The following is a 24,415-nucleotide window of genomic DNA, read 5'->3' as shown; positions in this document are numbered from 1 at the left end:
CGCGCTAACTCTATTCAAATAAAATACGCTTAATGTGATTTTCGCCTCTGCACCCCATCATTAATCCATTAGCAACTATTGAAAGGTTGTCAGTCGATAGCCCAGAGACTCATCATCATCTTTGTTTAGCACCATGGTGTAATTCCCCGCTTGACTAAATTGCACAACATCTGACTGATACAATAAAGTTAATGTGTCATTTTCATCTTCAAAAACCACACTAATTTCATAGTCATCAGAAGGTAAGCTAATCACGCCTAGCTCAGTGAACTCGAGTCCTGTAAGCTTGTATTGGGCAGACTCAATCGTCTCGCTTGCTCGTACAAAATAGATCATCAATTCGTCAAAATCAGAGACCAAATTGGCCAAACTAATCTGGTGCTCATAGGCTCTTGGACGATGATCGTGACTGATGGTCATGCCATTGGTTTGGCCCATTTCATCTTCATACAATAAAATGGACTTGCTTTCGTCTTGATTGAAGGTCACCAATAGATTATTTGCAAGAACAGCGTTCGTTGTACTGTCGACAATACTCACGCCATAATCGTTATAGCCAATGTCCTTAAATTCTGTGAGTTGGTTTTGATTCAGATCATAAAGATATTGCGACTCTTCGTTACTCACAATCTGCGCATTGATTGTATGAGTCGCATTTAACCCGTTAAAGAAGCGAAACTCTGCATTGGCATCAATATTTGCATGCGTTTCAGGCGTCCCTGTAGAATCAACATTATCGACCGTCAGCTTAGGAACCCCAGGGCCAAAGCTATTGCGAATAATTAATTTATACACAGTGTTAGCATTCAGTTCGAGTGTCGCGGTGGTATAAATTGGTACTGTTTCCCCGCTTTTAGTGAGGTAGAGTACATATTCTCCGGTATCGTACATCTGCTCAGTGGTGTACTCTTTGTAATTAAGAGAATCAAGCATTACTGCTGAGCCAAACTCCTCACCTTGTTTGGCAAAATACAGATCAAAACTGGGCTCTCCCATCGCAGCATGTGCAACTAATACCTGCATCTTACTGTAATCACCACTTTCATCATTATTAAGTTCATCCATTTCGCTACGGTTATAGTTAATATCGACAAACTCGGGCTCGCTATAATCTCCAACTAGCATAAAAAGATGGTTTTCAGTGTTACCCAACTCAACAATCGACTGATAGAGGGATTGCTCATCATTTGTCGCATCAAACCCTGTAATTTCTAACTCTACGTTCCCCGTCAGATACTCATATCTAGGCATAGTATCGGCGTATTCAACGTCGGAGTATGGATAGTCATCCAATACTAATCTTGTCGCAGTGCTATTTGGCGAAGCATTATAATATTGGATATAACTACTGTTGCTGCTTGATTCATTATCATCAGAGCTACAGCCTGCCATGCTTAGCAATACTAATGACAAACCAGCGCCTGCCCACCGTGTAAATTTCATTTATCTTCCTTAACTAATTAGCAATAAGTGCGCTACTTATGACACTCAAAATACGTCAAGAACTGTCAGATTGTGAAATGAACAGCAAGGCTTTGAATAGCTTTGTAAACTTGTGTGAGTTTTCGAAAATATGCCAGTAAAACTGGCAAGATTAAACAGATAAATGGTCAGGAAACGCATTTCAGAAACAAAAAAGCAGCCTTACTAAAGCCGCTTATTTATGGGGTAAATATCAATCGGACGAGCTAACTTGCCAATAACACTCTAAATTGATTCGCGAGTTTCTTATCGTCTTGTCGACCATATTTGATCAACAGATCCTCTCGACCATCACCGTTAAGATCTTCTGTCTTTAACATGCCACCTTCGACAGGGAGTTTAAGCTCATGCTTTTGTGCGTCACGGCTAAACAAGCTATCACCGCGCTGGCCTAAATAGACTTTCAAGGTCGACTCATCATCAGACAGCAACAGATCTTTTAAACCATCACCATTGAGATCGGCCAGCTTCACCACTGGGCTACCGGTTTGTCCCGAGCTCAAACTAAAATTAAGCTCTACCTCTTTAGTGACGTTTGAGTCATCACTAAAACGACCATTCGCGTCCATCTTAAACAGATGAACATCTTGGTCTATACTGCCCGACAGTAATGCGCCGATAATTTGCGACACTCCAATATCGAAGCCAGCAACCATCACTTCATCTTTATCGTCATTATCGATATCGATAAACTCCAAGCCCGTTAATGTCCCCTCAGCCCTAACAACACTGCTAGCCACCTTCGGGAAAGCTAACTTTCCTTGCTTGTTTTCCCCCAGATAGATCTCATAATCGTTAACTCTATCGAACACGCCGCTGCTCTTGGTATAACGGATCACCATATCGGTGATACCGTCATTATTGAGATCTTTAAGCTCTTCGACTTTGCGGTACACCAGCTCACTTTGATCTAATTGCTCTCCATAAGCATCACGCTTATTCCACCAGTCAATTCCGCTGATAGGCTGGCTCACCGAAATAAACTCAGCAATAGGATCAAAGCCCCGAACACCTTCTGAAGTATTTCTACGTTCTAGGCTTTGAGCTTCGACTTGAGTTTCATTTTTGGCTTGAATTCTCGCTTGAGCTTTGCTTTGAACGCTGCTTTGAATTTTGACTTTAGCTTGAGCATTGGCTTGAGTTTCTATGCCAGCTTGAGTCTGCTTATAAACTTCCAGCTCCCCCTCACCAATTTTGACGATATCGACCAAACCATCGAGATCAATATCACTGACATAAAGTGTAGACTGAGTATAAGTCGCGCCATCATCAAACAAACGAGACTGAGGTTTAATCGGCAGAGTTTGGCGCACAAAACCTTGTTCTGCGGCCAAGAAAAGGTGTACTTGATTAAAATCATGGATCAAGATGTCATCGCGTTGATCGCCATTGAGATCCTGAATAAACTCGCCACGACTAATAAAATCGGGCCGATCTTTAAATGACAGAGAATCGATGTTAGCCACAGCTTCAATCTGCAATTGTCCGACACGATCATTATTAACCAATACTTGCAGCTTATCTTGAGAAAGAAAATATAGCTGCTGAAGTTCACCAGCCTGATACTGCGTGATATCAAAACTGTGCAGCATTTGAGGCAACTCAAGCTTAAAGGCCAGCGTATATTGACCCTGTTCGAGTTTATAGATAGCCATCCAGCGATGGCTCAAGCCATCAACGCCAAATGCAACTAACTCTTTACCCGGTTGCGATAACAGGTCGGCAGCGATAATCGGGTGAGTTAACTCAAAAGGCGCGTTAATGGTAGATTCGGTAAAGCTCAACGTCGAATTAGCACTAACATTGAATGATAAGCAGCCCCCGAACAAAGCCGAGGCCGTAATAAATCCTTTGCAAAGTGACCTCATATTGAAGCGCTCCATACTGTCCCTATCTCATCATGATTATCCTGTCTCTGAAACTAGCGGTTTTCCCAGCAGAGTAAAACCACTAGTTAACAGTTTGTAACATAAGGAGCCGCTAATTCAGAATTAATCAGCTTTAACGCCTTTAAAGCTCCAATAGTTAGCGCCTAACCAATTAATTATCAGTCCAGCCAACACGCCAGAGGCAAAACTAATAAAAGTGTTTATCGCCCCCCAGCCTAGGAGAAAGGTCAATAAGTAAAATACCGATAGGTTTAACATCGCAGCGATACTCCCCACCGTCATAGACATAAATAGTTGGCGCATATGGGGGGCTTGATGACGCCCCCTAAATGTCCAGTATCTATTCACAAACCACGACAATATTACCGCAGCAGCAAACGCAGCGACCCTTGCTGGGAGCAAGGGCAATGCGAGGATGTTCACTAGCCCAAAAAATACGCTTGCATCGAAAATAAATACGCCGCCACCAACAATAAGAAAACGTAGTAGCGGTTGGTTTTCGAGCCCCAATGAAGCGCGCTTTGACGGCATATTCATGCTTAACGACGATGGCACTTGAGCAGCCCTCGATATTTATTACTCGCCACTTTAACGCAGCGAGAGAACGCTGGTTCAGTCAGCTTTTCATTGCTTAAAACGAGATAAAAAGTGCTCTCACTAACTTGCTTCATACTGTTGATTTTGGCCGCTTGACCAGCACTGTAAAAACGTGCTGAAAACGGTTGTTTCTGCCAATAATATGTTGCTAATGCATCGCTACGCTGGGCCAATAACCAGCGCTCACTCTTGTCTTTTCCTGCTCCAAAATGAAGTACAAAAGTGGTGGCCACCAGCAATACGGGAATACATAGAGCAATAATATTTAATCCCGGTAGTTTGCTCTTACGCCACGCGTATCCAAGCAACAAGGCTAAAGCTGGGATCCCAGGTAGCACATAAGCCGGAAGAATATTGCCTGCTAAAGTAAATAGCAGCATAGGAGCGATCATCCAGCAGACTAAATAGCCCACAAGTCCACAGGCTGGCTCACTAGCCCCCTCTTGAGTTTGCTTACCTTTAATCTCTGTCGCTATTTTGTAGAACGCTCTAGGTAAAAACAGTGACCACGGCATGGCAGCTACAACGAAGTAAAACCAGATAGTTCCTCTCACTTCATCATGAGCCGAGCCATATAGATCTCCTTTCCAGCCGCTATCAACAAATCTAGACCAGTGCTCTCCCACAAGAAAATAGTTAAGGAATCCTGGCGTTGCCTGCTCTGCAATCACATACCAAGGTAGCGCGATGGCTAGCATTAACAAGGTGCCTGTTAACAATGGAGTACGCTGCCACAATTCTCGCCACATTCTTATTGGCCCATATTGCCATAGCAGCCACAGGCCAACTCCTATCGAAAACAACACCAAAGCCACAGGCCCCTTGGCAAGTAAACCAATAGCTAACCCAATAAAAGCCAAATAGCCCCAGACTTTGCCCCCTTGCCAGCACAGATAAAATCCGCCCATAGCGAGGGTCAGCCCAAGGGTGAGTGCCATATCGGTCATCACGGCCCCCGCACTGATGGTAAATACCACAGTAGAAGCTAAGATAATCAATATTGAAATAACTGGTAGGCGTAGCCGTTTCGCAAAGGCTGCCACGACAACCAGTGTCAACATCGCTGCCAACCAATGGGGAAAGCGTACCGCAAACTCGTTAACCCCGAATGCCAATATCGATCCCGCACTCAACCAAGTGTGCAGTGGCGGTTTCCCCCAGAAGGGAACATGATAATCAAACAACGGGGTCACCCAGTTCCCCGTCTCTACCATTAAACGGGCCATCTCACCGTACCGTGCTTCGGTAGTATCCATGAGTGGATACCAAGGCAATAGCAGCAGTCGAGTTAACACCACCAATAACAGTACAGTAATACCTTTATACATATCCCGAGTCTTGCCTACCTCACAAGCCTGAAGCATTACTTGGCCTCCAGGTAACTAACATTATCTTTTTGTGCTCCATTAAAGGAAGGAGCCTGGAGGGGTCTCGCTTTCACCTGCGCTAAGGATTGCCTGTAAGCCACCTCTTCGATTAAATACAGTGGTCTTTGCTTTACTTCAACAAACACCCTGCCAAGATATTCACCAATTAAACCAAGTGCGAGCAGTTGCACCCCGGCAAGCGCCAATTGCACCACCATCAAAGACGGGTAACCCGCAACACTTTCGCCAAAAACAAGCGTGTTCGCCACGATCCAGCCGCCATAAATAAACGCACTCAGTGCAGTAAATACTCCGCACCAAGTTGCGAGCCTTAGTGGTTTAAAGCTAAAAGATGTAATGCCGTCCATCGCTAAACCAAATAACTTGCCATAATTCCATTTCGTTTCACCAACAAAGCGTGGATCACGGTCAAACTCTAAGGTCTTTTGTGAGAAACCGGGCCAGCTAAACAAGCCTTTCATAAAGCGGTTACGTTCCGGTAGCATCTTAATACTGTCTACCACCTGACGGCTCATTAGCCTGAAATCACCCACGTTTTCGGGCACTGGTGAATCTGAAACCCAATTCATCAGTTTGTAAAAACAACCTGCAGAGAAACGCTTAAACCAAGTCTCTCCCAAGCGCTTTTTACGTTTCATGTTGACTATCTCATACCCGGCGCGCCACTGCGCTAACATAGCAGGGATCAGCTCTGGCGGATCTTGCAAGTCAGCATCAAGCATAATCACCACTAACCCTCTTGCATGATCAATACCTGCTGACATCGCTGCTTCTTTGCCAAAATTACGACTCAATTTAATACATTGATATTCGTTATCAACCAGAGGTAATTGGCTCACGAGTTGCCAAGAATCATCATGACTGCCATCGTCAACAAATACGATTTCACTGCTATCATCAAGTTCAGATAACACCTTAGTTAATCGCTCAATTAAGGGAGTAATCATAAGAGATTCATTAAATAACGGCACTACAACTGACAAGCAAATCTCAGCACCACTCAGGTTTTTATGGGATGAAGAGTAAGGCATAAGTTTATCCAGCTACTACGAATGTGTTCGTAGCATGCCTAACCTCAAGTCGAAAAAATGTCATTGACATTTTTTCGACATAAAAAGTGCTAAAATCACCGCATATACAGCAGTAACAACCCTATAGATAATGACAATAAAATTACTGATAATTGAAGATAACAGCGATGTTGCAGGGATCCTCGGCGATTACTTTGAAGCGCAAGGAATGGAACTCGATTTTGCCGACAATGGTGAACTTGGACTGTCACTTGCACAAGCCTTCGATTTTGATGCCATTATTCTCGATCTGATGCTGCCAAAACTCGATGGATTAAGTCTTTGCAAAGCACTCCGCTCACTAGGGTGCAGCACCCCCATTTTAATGCTTACCGCGTTAGATAATAAAACCGACTTACTCAACGGTTTTGATTGTGGCGCCGATGACTACTTAGGCAAACCTTTTGATCTAGATGTTGTCGATGCTCGCTTAAAGGCATTGATAAAGCGACATCGTGGCCAAGTGGCTCAAGGCAGCTTAAAGTTTGGCGATATTGAGGTCAACATAGCCAAACACTTGGCTTACCGCCAAAACATGCAACTAGCTCTCACTCCTATCACCTACCAAATTTTGTTACTGCTAATCAAAAACGCACCCAATATTGTTAAGCGTGAACAGATAATTGATACCATTTGGGGGCAATTCCCGCCAAGCAGTGATATTTTACGCAGCCACATGTATCAGTTACGTAATCAGCTCGATAAACCTTTCAAACAACCTATGCTTGCCACAATACCGAAGGTAGGCTTTCGGCTACAAAAAGGAGAGGAGATTTGATACACCGCCTGCTCCACAGAGTCCCATCGGCATCGAGTTTGCCGCATAAATTGCTACTCTATTTTAGTACCATAGCCTTATTCATCGGACTATCCATCTATATCTCTATGCTAAGCCTGATGCAGTGGATTGAAGATGAAGTGAATCAACATGAACTAGAGGCAAGCGCGCCTTTTGCCATAAGCCTATTTCAACAGGGGGCTAAACAGCCGCTAAAAATTGGCTTACATGTACAAGCCTACTATTCCCATGAGCTCATACCTGAGCAGTATGGCGATTTAAGCCAATTTCCCAGAGGATTTTCAGGTGAAGTCGTCGATCGTGAGGCAGCAGGGATATTGCACGAAATATTCAGCTTCAAGCTTTTTGAAGATGACTCTCTTAGCCAACATCAAGAGATCTTCTTATACCGCAATGAATTTAAACTAGATGGAAAAGTACAGCCGCTGTACTTAATTATGCCTGCGGAAAATGTTGAGTTGAGCGATAGCAAGTGGCAATCAATAAACCTATTTGTGCTCAGCTTTATCTGCGTACTTTTTTTGTTATTTGGCTTTGCCATTCATAAGCTCAGCCGCCGCTTAGTTGAACCCGTGGAACAATTGAGCAAGCAGCTCAAGTCTCCCAGTAAGCACCCTAAGTTTACGGTCCCAGCACAATCTGCGACAGAGTTTAGCGAACTCGCCCATAGCCTAAACGACTATCGTCAGCAAAATGAGATGATGATAAAACAAGAGCAAGCCTTTGCCCGCTACGCTAGCCATGAGCTGCGTACCCCGCTGACAGTGGTTTGTGGAGCAGCAAAGCTGCAAGAGCAAAATGATTCTCCTGAGTTTCAAGCACGCCAACGAGACCGCATCCAACGTTCAGCCCATGATATGCAGCACACGGTCGATGCCTTATTAAGCTTAGTCAAACAAGATAAAGGTACTGAAAGTCACGATTTTAGAGCACTGCAACTCAAAGAAATTGAGCAGGTTATCGCGTCTTTATCACTGTTAGCCGAGTCAAAGCAAATTGCGCTGCTGCTTGATTTTAAACAATCTCCCCAGATCAAACCTAGCCCTGCCGTACTGCGGATGTTACTTAGTAACCTTATCAGTAACGCCATCAATGCTAGCGACGCTGGTGAAATAACAATTTGTGTCGATAAACACCAAATAGAAATAACCGATACCGGTCGCGGGCTGAACTCCTCTGAAAATAACGGTATAGATGGACATGGATTGGGGCTGTTAATTGTCGACAGCTTATGTCAGCGCTATCAGTGGCAATTTAGCTTAGTGGATATCAAGCCTCGGGGTTGTCGGGCAAGTTTAACCTTTCCAGCCGCCTCAGCATAACGGCGCATACTTGCTCCGTTAATGACTTGTTCGTGTAGCAAGTCATTATCGGTATAACTATTTGGTTTACAGCCTGGTTCATTCAATCGCAAGTCATTTTATTACAGATCTCTTTCGCAATACGCCGACTAAAAATCACCGACAAATGCAAAATAATGATGAAGCTTTTGTTTTCAGCAACTCGCCAACAAGAACTAGAGCTGGGTACAATCGTAAAATCGATGGGCGTCCAGTAAGAATAGAGCTTAACCCCAGCTAAAAGGGTTTCAGACTCGGCAAGTTCAGCAAGCAAGCGACTATTAGGCCTTAGCTGCTTAACGCCCATAGAAGGGTATGGTAGGTACGCTAAATAGCTGCCATTGTGAGGCGTAGATAGGCTAAAGAACTGACTCACTCGCCGAGCACCGCCTAGATGCTGCAAGTAATAACGCCCAACAATGCCTCCCATGCTAAAGCCGACTAACACTATCTCGGCGTCAACACCAAAATACTCATCAATTTGTTGCCTCAAATTTTGGGCGGCATGCTCAATACCATGGCGGCCATCAAAAGGGCTAATCGTTGGCGAAAAGCACTCATGCCCAGAGGCTTGCAGTCTTTTTTGCAGCAAGCGCATCACATGACCCGTATTAAAAATACCATGTACTAACACCACTTTCATCCGCTTACTCCCTAGCTAGACTCAATGACAACGTAGCACTTTCAATGCATATTTGTGCGTCAATTTCCTATCCGAGTCAAATCTTATCAGCCCATATACTCATACTAATTGGTATAAGTCACCAAAGCCTTACTCTCATCGCCTTAGCTTTAAGATTGAGGGTATTTATTAATGCAATTTTGCTATCATTGACTGTCACCTCTGACCGTATTTAAAATGAGCCCAATATTTATGTCGGTAACTACATCGAACCCAACCGCTTTATCCGTTTCTCAAGCATTGAGCCAAGCCATTGCCAAGCGAGCTGATTTCTTACAGCGCTCTGCAGCGCAGCAAACTGATTGTTACCGTATCTTCCACGGTACGGTTGAAGGCTGTAATGGACTCAATATTGATCGTTACGGTAATGCATGGCTCATTCAAAGTTTTCACCAATCACTGACTGAAGATGAGTTAGCGGATGTGACTCAGCAGTTGATGACAATCACCGAGCAAGCCGTAATCTATAACGACCGTTCAGATAAGAACTCACGCGTATTGAATCCATTAACTGAGCAATTGCAAGAATTCGCAACCAGCGAACAACAGATGCAGGAAAATGGCATTCAATTTACCAGTAAACTACGCCATGAAGGGCAAGATCCGTTACTGTTTTTAGATATGCGTATCGGCCGTGAATACGTTGCAGCAAACAGCCAAGGTAAGACGGTACTAAACCTGTTTTCTTATACTTGCGGTATTGGTACTGCGGCTGCAGTAGGTGGTGCTAAGCGCGTGGTTAACGTCGATTTTTCTTCTTTCGCCCTAGCCGCTGGCCGTAAAAATGCAGCCTTAAACCAAGCTGAGGATGTATGTGAATTTATTCAAAGTGATGCTTTTCCTGCCTTACGACAATTTGCAGGCCTTAAAGTGGGCGGTCGCCGCAACCAAAAGCTGCCCTCTTATCCAAAACTGAGTGCGACTCAATTTGACTTAGTGTTTCTCGACCCACCAAGATATGCCAAGAGTGCATTCGGCATTGTCGATCTCATTAATGATTACCAAGGCTTATTTAAACCCGCACTATTAACCACCAAAGCTGGCGGTACTATCGTGTGCTGTAACAATGTCGCTAAAGTTGACCGTAATACATGGTTTGAAAGCTTAGTGCGCTGTGTTGAAAAGCAAGGCCGAACAGTCACACAGTACACCTGGTTAGACTGTCATGCAGACTTTCCCTCATTTGATGGTAACCACCCATTAAAAATCGTAGCGCTGCAATTAAGCTAATACCTCTAAACCAGCTATAAACCAACCCTAAAAAGCGGCCTTAAAAGCCGCTTTTTAACCATCTATTAACCTATCCCCACTCAACCACCTATAAGTAAGCATTAACTTAAAATAATAACCTACCTCTTGTCCCCTGAGGCTTCGCTATATAACATCCATTTAAAAGCGAAAAAAAGATAAAACAAAGCTAAAGCCATCAAAAGATAAATAAAGCAAAATCATAAAGATAGAGCAATAAAATCCGCAAAATACGTTTTTTATCAGTCCGTATATAAATTAAGCTTTACTTTCTATATTAAAAGCATAAAATCCGCCTCCAAAGACCAACACTCAAACTTTAATAACTATCAATCTATAGGAGATAAAGGTGGACATTTCTGCCTGCAAACCACACAAAAACAGTACGTTCGTACCTGTTGCTGGTTTATCATTTTTTGCTGTCGCATCTGGCTTCTTAATGAGCCTTATCCCATTGTCATTAGCGTCATTTGGCATGGATAACTCATTGGTGGCGTGGTTAGCGAGCATCTTCTATTTGGGGATTTTAGTTGGTACAACTTGCATTCAAACTATCGTGGCTAAAGTCGGCCATCGATTTTCTTTGATGCTGTTTTTAGCCATGCTCACCCTAACCATCGTCGCTATGCTCGTCATGCCGACACCGACAGTTTGGTTAGTTGCAAGATTTATAGCAGGCTTTGCAGTAGCGGGGGTTTTTGTTGTTGTTGAGTCTTGGCTATTAATGGCTGATAACGCCAAGCAAAGAGCCAAACGCTTAGGACTGTACATGACCTCCCTTTATGGCGGTAGTGCACTTGGACAGCTGGCGATTGGGCCTTTAGGTGTTAATGGCGTCACCCCATTTTTATGGGTCATTGGCTTATTGATGTTGGCTATCTTGCCACCTCTTTTAGTCAAAAGAGGTCAGCCAGAAACACTAGAGCATCAAAAGATCAGCTTACGTGAAGTCAAGAAGATCAGCCTGCCTGCGATTATTGGCTGCCTTGTATCTGGCATGCTGTTAGGTCCTATTTACGGCCTAATGCCAAGCTATATTAATGGCCAATTTGCCAGTACAGAACGTACTGCGTTTTTAATGGCAGTGATTATTCTAGGCGGAATGCTAGTGCAGCCTTTAGTGAGCTATTTATCGACGAGGATCAGTAAGAGCCTGCTAATGGCATTGTTTTGCCTATTAGGTACTATCGGCATCGTCGGCATCGCCGATAGCGCATCTATCGCCTTTACAACAGCAAGCTACTTTATACTCGGTGCTAGCTGCTTTGCGCTATACCCTATCGCTATCACACTTGCTTGCGAGTCGATGGTGCTAGAAAAAATTGTGGCGGCAACAGAGTTAATGCTACTGAGCTACAGTGTCGGTTCGGTATTTGGCCCTATCATTGCTGAGCACAGCAGTAGCTCGGCGCACTCGTTGATCACCTACCTAGCGGTAGTATTAACGACTACGTCTATTTACATGCTGATTAAGAGCCTGCAAAACACCCGTAGCGGCCACACACCAGCTATTGGCTAATACCTAGCGTAAAATGCGATAAAAAGCGCAGCGAAAGCTACGCTTTTGCTATCCAGCAACGCAATAAAATATCCCCTCCCAACTAAAGGGCGATTTTTTAGTGAAAAACCACTAAAATGCGCACTAGATGGCTATGTAAATTCGGTTATCGAGAATAGTCAGCATAAATTGTCACCTTCGATGTAGAGTACCTATCAGTGAAATGCGCCCACTTTGATCAACAACAGTGTCTATCTTGCCGCCATATTCAGCAGCCTATGTCTGCGCAAGTTGACGCAAAAACACAAGTCCTAACCCAGCTTCTTAGTGACTTTGAGGTTGAGCAATGGCATGCCCCTGTATTTGGGCCTGATAGTGGATTTCGTAATAAAGCTAAAATGGTCGTTCTGGGCGCCGCACACCAACCTATTCTAGGTATTGTCACGCCTTCGGGGGCACCTGTGAGCTTATGTGATTGCAGCCTATATCCTGACGATATGCAGCAGTTACTGCATCGACTTGAGTTGTTTGTACGCCAAGCAGGGATCCCTCCTTATAATGTTGATAAAGCTAAAGGTGAGCTTAAGTTTATTTTGCTTACCCGCAGCCAAGTCAAAGGTGAATATCTGCTGCGTTTTGTGCTCAACTCTCATAAATCTATCGAACGTATCGAGCGTGAGCTCCCTAAATTAGTCGGTGAATATCCACAGATAAAAGTGGTTTCGGTAAATATTCAACCAATACATATGGCGATCCTCGAAGGTGAAGAAGAGATCTTCTTAACTGAAGAAACCCGCTTAGCCGAACAATTTAATGATGTGCCTTTATTTATTCGGCCAAAGAGCTTCTTCCAGACTCACCCTGAGGTCGCAGCAAAACTCTATCAAACAGCCAGAGAGTGGGTTGCCGAGCTTAAGCCCAACTCTTTATGGGATCTTTTCTGTGGTGTGGGTGGTTTTGGCTTGCACTGCGCTGCCAAAGACATTGCTCTAACTGGCATTGAAATCTCAAGCGAGGCCATTGCCTGTGCCAAGATATCGGCAGAGGCTATGGGGCTAACCCAAGTCGACTTTACTGCACTGGACTCTACTGATTTTGCTCACGGGCGTGATGCCAATGATAAACCCGATGTGGTTATCGTCAATCCGCCGAGACGAGGCATTGGGCAAAGCCTATGTGACTCATTATCTATGTTTGCCCCCAAGGCCATTCTGTATTCGAGCTGTAATCCACACACTTTGGCTAAAGATTTAGCCAATATTAAGGGCTACCGAATTCAAAAAGTGCAACTGTTCGATATGTTCCCCCATACCGACCATTTCGAAGTGTTGGTGATGCTGCTAAAAGAAGCATCACTAGATAATCATCGATAAATTAATAACATATGACCCATGTCTCAAAAAATAAGATATGGGGTAAGCAAATGCGACGTGATTCAAGTAAATGCGACATATTGTCCGTGACAGATACTAATTTGCCAATAAGAACTTTATAATAACTCCTTTATTATTAAGGATATACTTATGAAAATCAGCGCACGTAACGCCCTAAATGGTACAATCAAATCAATCGATGAAGGTTCAGTAAACAACGAAGTTGTTATCGAACTAGCACCAGGTGTTGAAATCACATCTGTTGTAACTAAAAAATCTTGTGAGCAGCTAGGTCTAGTTGTTGGTGGTCAAGCATACGCGATCATCAAGGCAAGCAACGTAATGGTTGCTGTTGACTAAGCAATGGCTTAATAAAAAGCCGCAAACACGTCTGTGTTTGCGGCTTTTTTGTATCTTGATTTAGGTTTAGATTTAGATTTAGATTTAGATTTATACCCATTCCAGCGAGGAAATTACAATCCAAACAAAGCCGTTATCGCGCCGATAATAATCAGCGATACGCCGGTTAAGATCATATATTTGACTCGGGTCGCCTGCTTGTAAGCTAACAATCCCGCATACTGAATATCAATATTCTCTGAATTTTCAAAGCCTCGACTCAAAGTCCAGGTAAATAGCGTCATACGGTCAAAAGAAGACATAAAGCTGCCTTGAGATCCAAGTAATGCATCCCATTGCGCTCTGTCATGCTGCTTCAGCACTCGGTTAAGTTCTGGTAAACCCATAAAGGCAAGCCCCAGAAACATGATGATAAATCCCATTGCTATCACAGCCATAACGTCCTCCTTTGACGAAATACTGTTCTAAGATGGGATATTTTTCTAAAAATGTAAAGCGCTCAATTTGCATACAATTAAATACAAAATATCCCATAAAACCAAGTCACCTACTTTATGCTTCTAAAGCCTGCATATTGCACAACGCCTTGTTGGGCATTTACGCTCACTTTTTGAGGGATCTTGAGCAACCTTGAGTCTAGACTATGACCTGCACTCGGTGTTGTACTGCAGCCACAACCACCACTCGCTCCGCCACAGCAGCCGCCTTTCTTCTCATGGTTAAGTGATGCGCGCCCTTGACTTGCATCCACTAGACGACGATTTAAATCCTTTGCTGTGCAAATCAGCTCCGCTAAATCGAGCGAGTTATCCGCTTTACTTACGCTAATGCCCGCATCAAGTAATTTGCCCAACATGCGCTCGCCAATATGCTGCACTATCACGATATCGGCTTTATGCTCGATAATGAGGTTTAACATGGCCTTTTTAGCACTACAACCGCCATTAACCGCTGGGTTGCCATAACGAGCAATTAACTGCTGCTCATCATAAAAAGCGATTTCAGCGGCCTTGGTAAAGTGAGTAGCCAAACGATCTCGACTCATTGGAATTGCGATTATCATGGTAAATCCTTCTTCATGTTCTGAGGGAGTAAAAGCGCCTTTCCTTGAGTGACGGCTGTAGCAACCTTCTTGCGGGCACTCGCCAATAAATAACCGAATGTTTGCCTAGAGATCCCCATTGATGTCGCGGCATCGAGTTGACTCATTTTCAGTACATCACCTAAATTTAATGCTTCAAATTCATCAGCTTCTAATTGAATTTTTTCAAGTTCAGTCGATGCAATGCCATTGGGTTTAAATAAGCTACATGGCACGCAGCAGGAAAGATGACGACACTTCTTGGGTCTAGGCACTGTAAGGCTCGCTTCGATTAGTGGATTTCGCTTCTACTGTTGTCAGTCACCGATGAGTGACGGCTGACATTATTGGCCTACGCCAACAACCTGATTATTAGACATCTGTTGCAGGTAAACTGTGGCTAAACTCACACTCAAAAATATTCAAACAGGCTAAATAATGTTTACTTATAAAAGCGTTACCTTAACTTTTGCAGTACTGACTTGGCGTATTCCCAAGGTGCTGTTTAAAAAAGCTAATAAATGCGCTATCACTGGCAAAGCCCAGTGAAAATGCGACTGTCGATACACTCTTACCCTCAGCTAAGCGTTCTATCGCGGCTTGCAAACGCCATTGCTGCCGCCAAGCCTGATAACTCATGCCTGTTTCTTTGCTAAAGATCCGTGAAATAGTTTTCTCACTGGCGCCAATCTCACTCGCCATCAACTTAAGCTGCTCTGCTTGATGCTTGCCTGCGTGTAGCTGCTGTAGCCAATGTTGTAAGCGCTTATCAGCGGGCATAGGCAGTGATAATTTTATCTCTTTAGCCAAATTGAGCTCTTCAATAAATAAGGCGATAATCGCCGCTTGCTGCTGACTTGGCATATCCCAAGACCACTTTGCCATTCGCTCAATCAAGGCCCCAAGTAGCGGGTTCACCCCTAGCAATTTAACCGTTTGAGGAAGCTCAGGAAAAACCTCAATATCGAAATAGATAGAACGATAGGCCACCACGTTACGCATCTTGGCGCAGTACTCTACTCCAGCCGGGATCCAAGCAGCCTTTGTCGGTGGCAGCACACATTGACGCTTAACTAATCCCGCTTGGCATAACGTTATCGACATACATCCGCGTGGTGCATACAACAGCTGAGCTTTTTTATGGGAGTGCATTCCCGAATCATGCTGGCCCACATCGGCGGCGATACCAACAACATTCGCCACAACACGGTCTGCATCAAATCTGGTTTCATGATCAATTAATGCCATAAACGCTTCTGTCCGATTTTAGCTGTTTTTAGTCTTTATTATTGTAATAGAGCAAATGTGGCAGCGCTATACTCCGCTCGTAATTGAGCTATTAGCGTTTAGGAAAGAATATGAACAACAAACCGGAGATCGGGTTAATCACCGCCTTGATGATGTTTCCACAAATCGTCGAGACCATTTACAGCCCTGTATTGCCCAATATTGCTAGCGCCTTTGACGTCAGTGAACATGCAGCCTCTCAGACCCTATCCATTTACTTTATCGCTTTCGCCTTTGGCGTGGTTGTTTGGGGACGCTTAGCCGATGTAATAGGTCGCAGACCCGCTATGCTATTAGGATTAATGAGCTATGGGATAGGCACTATTATTGCCCTTTACAGCGTGCACTTTGAATGGTTGCTACTTGCGCGCAGCCTGAGTGCATTTGGTGCAGCCGTAGGCTCTATCATTACTCAAACCATGCTCCGTGATAGCTTTCAAGGTCCGGAGCTGGCTAAGGTATTTTCTATCATGGGTATAGGCATTGGGGTTAGCCCTGTAGTTGGGCTAATTAGCGGCTCGGTACTCACGAGTATCTGGGGCTATCAGGGGGTCTTTAGCGCACTGGCATTACTGGCAGGAGTATTACTTGGGATATCTATTTGGCGCCTGCCTGAAACACAAGCTTCATCTAACAAAGCTCCGCCCTTACTTGCACTGAGTATCTGTATGGCAAAAGACCTAACCCTGTGGCGCAGCGCTGTATTGGTCGCAAGTTTTAATCTGATGTTATTTAGCTATTACTCTTTAGCACCTTTCATATTTAATCAACTGGGTTTTAGTACGACGCAATTTGGAACCAGCGGCATTGTTATCGCCCTAGCAGTACTGTGTGGTAGTGCTTTAAATAAGTTTTTACTCACTAAAGGCTGGCGGCCTGAGCGACTTATCTCCCTTGCTAGCCTGTTAGCTTTAGTTGGCGCTATAGGGGTTTGCTTAGGACAAAACAGCTTACTTTTTTTGTTGCCCATGGGCTTAACGGTAATCGGCTTTGGTATTGCGATCCCAAATATATTAAGCCAAGCATTAACCCAATATAAAGATGCTGCAGGCAGTGCTGGCGCACTCTTTGGTTTAGCTTATTACTTAATGCTAGGTGCTGGACTTGCGCTGGCTGCAATCAGCCATAACTTAGCTCAAGTGCTCTTGGCCAGTGCTGCACTCGCTTGTGGTCTATCATTCAAAAAACGCTATTAAGCAATAAGATTGTCTTTGATTGATGTGTAATAAAATAGGCTTAATTGCGACAGATAAAGTAATCGCATTTAAAAGTAGGCTCTCGCTGCAAGCCATCTGCCATCACGCAACTTTTGCGATCCAAGCAGCAGTTTAGTATGTTGATAATTGGCAAAATATAAGGTGCAAATTAAACCGTATGTCTCGAGCCGGTTTAACGCTCCCACGATCCTAATTTTCTGACCAATTGTCCGCATTCTTCTGCGCCCATAATAAGCGCTGTCGATGTGTGCAACTAAGGCTATACCGTGATTTCTAAACTACCTAAATGGGTTGAGTATGGCGCTTTCATTCTGGCTTTTACTGCGGGCAGCGTAAACGCCATCGGTTTACTGGGCTTTGAACATCAATCTGTATCCCACCTCTCTGGCACAGCCACTTTGGTGGGCACCCAGTTGTTAAGCTCATCACCTACAGTCCTGTTTCACCTGCTTGGAATATTAGCCAGCTTTACCCTTGGCGCAATGCTTTCTGGAGCATTTTTGTCCGGCAGCAGTGTCAAGCTAGGCCGCCACTACGACACCCTGTTGCTCATTGAAGCTGGTTTTCTCCTATTTGCTATCTACTTACTGCAAGATGGCACCTACTACGGTCATTATATGGCTTCAGCAGCTTGTGGTCTGCAGAACGCTCTGGCGACCACTTATAGTGGTGCCATCGTGCGTACCACGCACGTTACTGGTATTTTTACAGATTTGGGCATCATGCTTGGTGGCACCTTCAAGGGTGAGAAGTTCGACAAGCGCAAAGCCATACTGTTTCTGTTAATCATTGCAGGCTTTATCTCCGGTGGCACATTAGGCGCTTACCTTTTTGCCAAGTTGCAGTTCTTCGCCCTACTTGCCCCCGCAGCTATCTGTATCGCACTGGCGATGAGCTATCGGCTTTATAAGATCCGCACAGCACCTAGGCACTGACTTTAGACCTGTAGCATAAAAAATAAAAAGCGCTAGATAGTAATAGTGTTTACTTAAAGTCGTTACTCAGAAAATGCGATGGCAGCGAAAGATAAGAATGAACTACGCGGTAAACGCTTCATGGTTTATCGCTTTTAAAGCAAAGAACCCAGCTTATGCTGGGTTCTTCGTTTTTGTTTATTAATCAGATTTTGACTTAACTAAACTAAACTTAACTAAACTTAACGGCGTCACTGACCATAAAGCGATAACGTTACTGATTGATGGTGACTTTCTCAATAATTATCACCTCTCTTGGCACATCATCATGATCGCCCTTTGAGCCCGTTTTAGCCCGACCAATCTTAGTCACCACATCCATACCTTTGGTCACTTGACCAAACACAGCGTAGCCCCAGCCAGCGTTGGTGGTGGCCGTATGATCTAAAAAGCTGTTATCCGCTAAGTTAATAAAAAACTGCCCTGTTGCAGAGTGCGGCGCGTCGGTGCGAGCCATGGCAATACTGCCACGCACATTTTTAAGCCCTCTATTAGCCTCATTGACGATAGCTGCACGGGTTGGCTTTTCTTCCATTTCAGCGGTGAATCCGCCGCCCTGGATCATAAACCCTTTAATCGCACGATGAAAAATCGTGCCCTCAAAAAAACCGTCTTCACAGTACTTGATAAAGTTCTTAGCACTGACAGGTGCCTTGTCAAAATCAAGCTCTATCTCAATATCACCAAGGTTAGTGGTAAAGGTAATCATGGTCGTTTCACTCTCATCAAAAAATTATGCGGCGAAGGTAGCACTTTTAGTCAAACTTGACTGTAAAAATATAGCTTCTACTCGCATCAATTTTTGCCTTTTAGACAATGAATTTCATTTTGCTACAAAATGCTAAGTCACACTGGCTAGCCCTGCTAGTTTTTATGAAAAAGTTAAATTAATCAATAAAAAATCAAGTTTAAACACGTCAATAACACAAAGCGTCAAATTACCGTCAAAGCTATTGAAATGCATGGATTTATGACAAAAAAGCAAAATACTATATGCGATATAAATCACGTTATTAGCTATTTTTAGACTATAAAATCCATCAATAAACATAGCATTTACCACCTAACAACCAAAAACAACAAATAAAAATATAAACAATTAATTTTAAAGACAATTAAAGGCGAGGATAAATATGAAACATGAAAATCAAGCAAGCTTAGCTAATGTCGATCGCAGACGTTTTTTGAAGACAACGACAGGTGTTGCACTGGCGGCTGCCGGAACAACGCTATTACCTGCAAGCGCTCAAGCGAGCACTGATGAGTATATTGAGACTTTCCATGGTCACGGTTCAGAACATGGCTTTTGGAACAAGGTACGTAATGAATTCATTTTAAATAAACGCACCACTTACATGAATATCGGTACAGCAGGTACCATGCCTAAGCGCGTACTGAAGAACTATAACCGCACCAATGAGCAGATCTCGATTAACCCTTGGAACAGCAATATTCCAACCTTAGATTATGCTAAGCAGATCGCCCCGAGTTTTGGTGCAGATGAACATGAATTGGTGCTATGTCGCAATACTACTGACGGTTTATGCACCATTATCAATGGCCTGCAGTTTGAATATGGCGATATCATTTTAACCACCAACCATGAGCACCACGGCGTTACAACGCCACTAAAGCATGTGGCACAACGCTATGGCGCCGAAGTCATTGAGTTGGCACTGCCGGTGTATACACCGAATAATGAAGTCAGCAGCGATGATTTCGTGCAGGTGTTTAACGACGCAGTCAACCTGTATGGTAACCGAGTACGCTTGATGGTGTTCTCTCACGTCACCTTCACTACAGGCACCACCTTGCCTGCTAAGCAAATCTGTAAAAAAGTCGCCATTCCAAATGGGATTATCACCATTGTCGATGGCGCCCACACGCCAGGTATGTTCAATCTCGATTTCCATGATATCGACTGTGACTTTTACTCTGGTGCAGGCCATAAGTGGCAGTGCGGCCCAGGCGCAACCGGTTTTCTATATGTACGTGATAACGCCAATCGTCTATTTGAGTTTTGGAGCGATCGCGAAACACCACTATGGTTCATCAATACCTCTTCATCTGCAGCTGAAGTACAAACTAAGTTGCAATCGGTTGGTCAGGATAACTACCCAGCAAAACGTGCATTAGCAGACGCTTGCGCACTGTGGGATGAAATTGGACGTGATGCAATTGAAGAGCGTATTTTAGATTTAAGCGCGCTGTGTAAGAAAGAATTAGCTAAGAAGTTCCCTGATGCAATGATCTTCGCGCCGAATATTCGCAAGCTTTCAAGCGGCCTAACCACGTTTAACCCATTTGATGACTTAAACAATGGCGAGCTACTGACCGAGTTTCGCGACCGTTTACATGAGGAGTATGGTTATATCGTTAGAACCACCTCTTTCTATCTAGACCCAAATGACCACATCAAGACTCACTCTTTGCGTATCTCGACTCACCTTTTCCACGACGACGATGATGTTAAGGGACTGGTTAAGGCGATGAAGCAACTCTATCGCGAAATGAAGTAATACCAATAGGTGTAAAGTGAGGTGAATCCCCTCGCAAAATTTACGCTTACAGAAATAAAAACGGCCTGTCTTTTATCAAAGACAGACCGTTTTCTGATTTAATCGCAGCGACTGGGCCTGCTCACTGACTCATTCAACTGACTTATTCAACTGGCTATTCAACGGGCTCGTTCAACTGACTTGCTTAATATCCCGATTTTGGGTGATATCAGTTTGCTGGCTGCATAACGGCTCATTAAGTGATAGCTGATCATTAATTAATAGCTGGGTAAACTCAGCCGCAGGAACCGGACGACTAAACAGATATCCTTGACCGAACTCACAATTATTTTGCTGTAAAAACAATGCTTGCTGTTCGTTTTCAATCCCTTCAGCAACCACCTTAAGCTTTAACGATTTCGCCATCGCCAGTATGGCTAATACCAGCGATTCATCGGAGCTACAGGTGCTCATATTATTGATAAAGGCGCGATCAATTTTTAACTTTGAGAATGAAAACTTCTGCAGATAGCTGAGCGCCGAATAGCCAGTACCAAAGTCATCAATAGATAAGCCGACGCCGAGTTGCTTCAAGTATGACAACATCTGCATCAGGGCATGACCTTGATCGATCAATAAGCTCTCAGTCACCTCCATATCGAGCTGACTTGCAGGTAAGCCTGTAGTCCTTAATACATCCACAATCCGCGCCTGTAACTGCTCACAATAACGGAACTGTACACTAGAGAAGTTGATCGCTATCGTGATTGGGCTAATCGCCTGCCAAGCAGCAGCTTGAGTACAAGCCTCATGTAAAACAATGTCACCGAGTCGGTGGATCAAACCATTTTTTTCCGCCAAAGGAATAAAGTCTTCAGGCGAAACAAAACCAAGTTCACTGTCGGTCCAGCGCATAAGCGCTTCGGCAGCAACTATTTTGCGTGTGGTAAGATCTAAGATCGGTTGATAATAGATCTCGATATCACCTTGCTGAACAGCCTGATGCAGACGCACATTGAGTGCAAAATTTCGCTGTATATCGAGGTTCATACTCTCATCGTAAAAACTGAAACCGTTTCTGCCCATATCTTTAACGCTATACAGGGCCGTATCAGCACGTTTCAGTAATGTCGACGCATTGCTGCCATCTCTAGGATACACAGACATACCAATACTGGCAGAAATAAAGAACTCTTGTTGCCCAATATGGAACGGCTTTTCAAACACAGATAAAATACTATTTGCCACCAGCTTGGCTGAATCTTGATGCTGGATCTCTGGCACAATAACCAAAAACTCATCACCGCCTAAGCGCGCTACAATATCAGTGGTACGCACAGCATTTATCAAGCGTTCACTGGCTTGCTTTAATAGTAGATCCCCTGCGTGATGTCCCTCGGTATCGTTCACCTGCTTAAAATTATCTAAGTCGATAAATAGCAGTAAAACTTGAGCCTGTTTCGCATGCGCGTTACGAATCGCCTCTTGTAAACGAGCCATACCATGGGTGCGATTAGCTAAGTTGGTTAATTCATCATGAGTCGCCTGATAAGCCAGCTGACTTTCCGAGGTCTTACGTTTGGAGATCTCTTCATGCAATTGAGTATTTTGCATCGCCAGTTTTTGCTGTTGCTCTGCAGATAACTCCACTTGTGTCTGGAGCACTAAGTTGGCGTTATTGACGCGCATTAGAAAGATCAAGCCCATAAATACTGGCAGCGCAAGCAGCGAAATCGCAGCAATAAACCAAGCAGAGGTAAAAATATCTTGTTCGCTAACAGGTTCAAACCAAGCTTCTAATGTAAAAGGAGTCGAATATACCCTTTTTTCAAAATAGATGAGCCCAGAAGAGTCTTGTCCGCTTAAGTGTCTTAACTTTGTCTGGTTGTTAGGCAGAGAATCCCAAACTGAAATATCGCCAGCAGACGTGATCAACTTGATACAACTGCCGCTGTCTTTATGTTCCTGAGTCGAGAGTAATTGAATAAGCAGGTCGGTATTAAAATAAGCAACCAAGATAGCCATAGGCTTATTCTGATGATAAATCGTCTGCAATAACTGAACGCTAATGCCATTAGCATCTTTAACGAGGTGCATCTTCTGGCCAACAGTCTCCATCTCTTTAATTGGCAGTTGGCTAATATCAAATTTCTGCTCAGGCTCAGTATCGATAATGACTGTTTCACCTAATCCAACAATCATCACCCTAGAATAGATCAGCTGATCCTCCATCTTATTGGACTGGGTAAAATTATCTATCGTCCGAGTAAGGCTAAACAAGCTTGTTCCTAAGCCATACTGCAGCGACATACCTGCGGCTAGGTTTGAAAAATAAGTATTCACATCACGTTGAAGACTTAAATTAGCAATGCTCTTTTCACTGGCATCGAAGAAAAAACTTAAACTCTCGGTGTAATTACTTACCCTGAGATTCAGCGCGCTATTCTGTGATTCCTTTAAGCGACTCTGACCTAAGTTAGTTACAGTCAAGATAAGGATTAAATATCCGCTGAGTAAGATACCCGCGATAATGATGGTGGTTTTACTATTAAACCATTTTAAGTGTTTCATTTTAATGATGAATACCAGCAGCAGACTGCTCAAAATAGTTTTGATAATAATGGAACACTGTCGGATAGTACTTTTTCACTAACCGATTATAGCTACCATCTAAACGGATCTGCTTTAGATACTGATTAAAGGCCTCACGCAGCTGCGGCGAGTTCTTACGAAAGCCAATAGCCATTCTTTGGTCTTCTGAAATAGGACCGATAATCTTAATCGAATTAGGCCATTTATCTATGGCAATAAGTGAATCTGCAACATCGAGTAATGTCGCTTCAGCTTCAATCGTCAGTAAAAATGGCACCATTTCATTCAACTGCAACTGCTTAGTGGGCAAAATGATATTTGCTTGCGTCAAATGTAAGTCATAAAGATCAGGCTCTAAGCAAGACTGCTCCATCGCCAAAATATCACGACCTTTGAGTAATTCTTTAACCATGGCGACATCCTTAAGCGTTGACCCCGTCGGCTTAATGGGCTTCAACTCTGATCCGGTACGTGCCACTAGCCATACCGCCGATGGAAAGTAGTCATCAGAGAAATCAATAACTTCCTTACGCCAATCTAAGGTAGTCAAGCCGTTGCCTATAATGTCTCCCGCTATCGGCATTGATTCACCGTAAACAATCTGCTTATCAATAAACTGCGCATTACGACCTGTCAGCTTACCCAGAACCGTTGTCCATTGTGCTGGCACAAACTGATATTCAACACCAAGATGCTCAGCAAAGTTTTGCATCAGCTCAATATCGAGGCCACTATGGCTAATCTTGTTACCTTCTGTGTACTGAGAAACGAAGTTGGCATAGGGCACGCCGACATGACGTAACACCCCTTCAGCTTTAATCTCAGCTAAATCCCTTGCCATAACCTGAGAAGCAGACACCCAGAAAAAGAAAAGGACCAGCAAGCCTTTGTTCAACGTAGAAGTGCGCCTTGATTTCACTTGAAACCTCATTGTAAATGTCTCTCGACTTAAGGAATATTTAGGTAGAATTTTGAGCGTGGAGTATACCGATAGCCGCTATAAATTCCACGACCTAGCCAGCAATTTTAGCAATCACGCT

At 43.8% G+C, this 24,415-nt stretch carries 22 protein-coding genes; 9 read left to right on the top strand and 13 right to left on the bottom strand.

Translation table 11 applies throughout. The features are described from left to right. Positions 1-75 precede the first annotated feature (75 nt). The 5 genes from ACVBIO_RS13735 to ACVBIO_RS13715 all read right to left on the bottom strand — a co-directional run bounded on the left by ACVBIO_RS13735 (position 76) and on the right by ACVBIO_RS13715 (position 6,387). Complete coding sequence (locus tag ACVBIO_RS13735) at positions 76-1,443, bottom strand: hypothetical protein (RefSeq protein WP_447172831.1); 1,368 nt, start codon at positions 1,441-1,443, stop codon at positions 76-78. A gap of 245 nt (positions 1,444-1,688) precedes the next feature. Next, positions 1,689-3,350 carry an FG-GAP repeat domain-containing protein gene (locus ACVBIO_RS13730; RefSeq protein WP_447172830.1) on the bottom strand — a complete coding sequence of 554 codons (1,662 nt, stop codon included), beginning with the start codon at positions 3,348-3,350 and terminating at the stop codon, positions 1,689-1,691. 123 nt (positions 3,351-3,473) lie between these two features. After that, on the bottom strand, positions 3,474-3,902 hold the full coding sequence (locus ACVBIO_RS13725; RefSeq protein WP_447172829.1) for a GtrA family protein: 429 nt from the start codon (positions 3,900-3,902) through the stop codon (positions 3,474-3,476). A gap of 8 nt (positions 3,903-3,910) precedes the next feature. Continuing rightward, positions 3,911-5,296, bottom strand: a complete 1,386-nt coding sequence (locus tag ACVBIO_RS13720) for an ArnT family glycosyltransferase (protein ID WP_447159651.1) — start codon at positions 5,294-5,296, stop codon at positions 3,911-3,913. A gap of 35 nt (positions 5,297-5,331) precedes the next feature. Then, positions 5,332-6,387 carry a glycosyltransferase family 2 protein gene (locus ACVBIO_RS13715; protein ID WP_447172828.1) on the bottom strand — a complete coding sequence of 352 codons (1,056 nt, stop codon included), beginning with the start codon at positions 6,385-6,387 and terminating at the stop codon, positions 5,332-5,334. A 130-nt stretch (positions 6,388-6,517) separates the two neighbouring features. Between ACVBIO_RS13715 and ACVBIO_RS13710 the strand changes: the two genes are divergently transcribed. Both ACVBIO_RS13710 and ACVBIO_RS13705 read left to right on the top strand, forming a co-directional pair. Further along, entirely contained in the window at positions 6,518-7,204 is a 687-nt protein-coding gene (locus ACVBIO_RS13710) for a response regulator transcription factor (protein ID WP_447172827.1), read from the top strand. Next, entirely contained in the window at positions 7,201-8,547 is a 1,347-nt protein-coding gene (locus ACVBIO_RS13705) for a sensor histidine kinase (RefSeq protein WP_447163235.1), read from the top strand. The genes ACVBIO_RS13710 and ACVBIO_RS13705 overlap by 4 nt, the downstream gene beginning before the upstream one ends. 82 nt (positions 8,548-8,629) lie before the next feature. Here the strand turns inward: ACVBIO_RS13705 and ACVBIO_RS13700 are convergent, their stop codons facing one another. Then, a complete protein-coding gene (locus tag ACVBIO_RS13700) occupies positions 8,630-9,208 on the bottom strand; it encodes an esterase/lipase family protein (protein ID WP_447159655.1) in 579 nt (192 codons plus the stop codon). A 231-nt stretch (positions 9,209-9,439) separates the two neighbouring features. Between ACVBIO_RS13700 and ACVBIO_RS13695 the strand changes: the two genes are divergently transcribed. From ACVBIO_RS13695 to ACVBIO_RS13680, 4 genes are all read left to right on the top strand, one after another. Then, positions 9,440-10,477 carry a class I SAM-dependent rRNA methyltransferase gene (locus tag ACVBIO_RS13695; protein WP_447172826.1) on the top strand — a complete coding sequence of 346 codons (1,038 nt, stop codon included), beginning with the start codon at positions 9,440-9,442 and terminating at the stop codon, positions 10,475-10,477. 367 nt (positions 10,478-10,844) lie between these two features. Beyond that, positions 10,845-12,014: an MFS transporter gene (locus ACVBIO_RS13690; RefSeq protein WP_447159657.1), complete on the top strand. Its 1,170-nt coding sequence runs from the start codon at positions 10,845-10,847 to the stop codon at positions 12,012-12,014. A 197-nt stretch (positions 12,015-12,211) separates the two neighbouring features. Continuing rightward, positions 12,212-13,366 (top strand): 23S rRNA (uracil(747)-C(5))-methyltransferase RlmC, encoded by a 1,155-nt coding sequence (rlmC, locus tag ACVBIO_RS13685; protein ID WP_447159658.1) that lies wholly within the window; start codon positions 12,212-12,214, stop codon positions 13,364-13,366. A 150-nt stretch (positions 13,367-13,516) separates the two neighbouring features. Further along, positions 13,517-13,726: a TOBE domain-containing protein gene (locus tag ACVBIO_RS13680; RefSeq protein WP_447159659.1), complete on the top strand. Its 210-nt coding sequence runs from the start codon at positions 13,517-13,519 to the stop codon at positions 13,724-13,726. Positions 13,727-13,839: 113 nt separating this feature from the next. On the opposite strand, the gene ACVBIO_RS13675 is transcribed toward ACVBIO_RS13680, so the two are convergent. The 4 genes from ACVBIO_RS13675 to ACVBIO_RS13660 form a co-directional block, all read right to left on the bottom strand. Beyond that, positions 13,840-14,163 carry a hypothetical protein gene (locus ACVBIO_RS13675; protein WP_447159660.1) on the bottom strand — a complete coding sequence of 108 codons (324 nt, stop codon included), beginning with the start codon at positions 14,161-14,163 and terminating at the stop codon, positions 13,840-13,842. Positions 14,164-14,273: 110 nt separating this feature from the next. Continuing rightward, entirely contained in the window at positions 14,274-14,789 is a 516-nt protein-coding gene (locus ACVBIO_RS13670) for a NifB/NifX family molybdenum-iron cluster-binding protein (RefSeq protein WP_447159661.1), read from the bottom strand. Further along, the gene (locus tag ACVBIO_RS13665) at positions 14,786-15,082 is read right to left on the bottom strand and encodes a DUF134 domain-containing protein (RefSeq protein WP_447159662.1); all 297 of its coding nucleotides are present in this window, start codon (positions 15,080-15,082) and stop codon (positions 14,786-14,788) included. The genes ACVBIO_RS13670 and ACVBIO_RS13665 overlap by 4 nt, the downstream gene beginning before the upstream one ends. Positions 15,083-15,269: 187 nt before the next feature. After that, positions 15,270-16,055, bottom strand: a complete 786-nt coding sequence (locus ACVBIO_RS13660) for an AraC family transcriptional regulator (RefSeq protein ID WP_447172825.1) — start codon at positions 16,053-16,055, stop codon at positions 15,270-15,272. Between the two features lie 110 nt (positions 16,056-16,165). Here ACVBIO_RS13660 and ACVBIO_RS13655 point away from each other — a divergent pair, with 110 nt between their 5' ends. Together ACVBIO_RS13655 and ACVBIO_RS13650 are read left to right on the top strand one after the other, a co-directional pair. Beyond that, the gene (locus ACVBIO_RS13655) at positions 16,166-17,290 is read left to right on the top strand and encodes a multidrug effflux MFS transporter (protein ID WP_447159664.1); all 1,125 of its coding nucleotides are present in this window, start codon (positions 16,166-16,168) and stop codon (positions 17,288-17,290) included. Positions 17,291-17,577: 287 nt separating this feature from the next. Next, a complete protein-coding gene (locus ACVBIO_RS13650; protein WP_447169355.1) occupies positions 17,578-18,246 on the top strand; it encodes a YoaK family protein in 669 nt (222 codons plus the stop codon). Between the two features lie 253 nt (positions 18,247-18,499). Here ACVBIO_RS13650 and ACVBIO_RS13645 read toward each other — a convergent pair whose 3' ends face one another. Next, positions 18,500-18,994 carry a peptidylprolyl isomerase gene (locus tag ACVBIO_RS13645; RefSeq protein WP_447163240.1) on the bottom strand — a complete coding sequence of 165 codons (495 nt, stop codon included), beginning with the start codon at positions 18,992-18,994 and terminating at the stop codon, positions 18,500-18,502. Positions 18,995-19,418: 424 nt separating this feature from the next. Between ACVBIO_RS13645 and ACVBIO_RS13640 the strand changes: the two genes are divergently transcribed. Beyond that, positions 19,419-20,804 (top strand): aminotransferase class V-fold PLP-dependent enzyme, encoded by a 1,386-nt coding sequence (locus tag ACVBIO_RS13640; RefSeq protein WP_447163241.1) that lies wholly within the window; start codon positions 19,419-19,421, stop codon positions 20,802-20,804. Positions 20,805-20,975: 171 nt separating this feature from the next. Here the strand turns inward: ACVBIO_RS13640 and ACVBIO_RS13635 are convergent, their stop codons facing one another. Continuing rightward, on the bottom strand, positions 20,976-23,354 hold the full coding sequence (locus tag ACVBIO_RS13635) for an EAL domain-containing protein (RefSeq protein ID WP_447172824.1): 2,379 nt from the start codon (positions 23,352-23,354) through the stop codon (positions 20,976-20,978). A 1-nt stretch (position 23,355) separates the two neighbouring features. Then, on the bottom strand, positions 23,356-24,294 hold the full coding sequence (locus tag ACVBIO_RS13630) for a transporter substrate-binding domain-containing protein (protein ID WP_447159670.1): 939 nt from the start codon (positions 24,292-24,294) through the stop codon (positions 23,356-23,358). Between the last annotated feature and the right edge of the window lie 121 nt (positions 24,295-24,415).

This window comes from Shewanella sp. 0m-8 (genome assembly GCF_052977265.1).
Note: the sequence above shows the minus strand (reverse complement) of the source record. Positions and strands in the feature narration are given on the sequence as shown.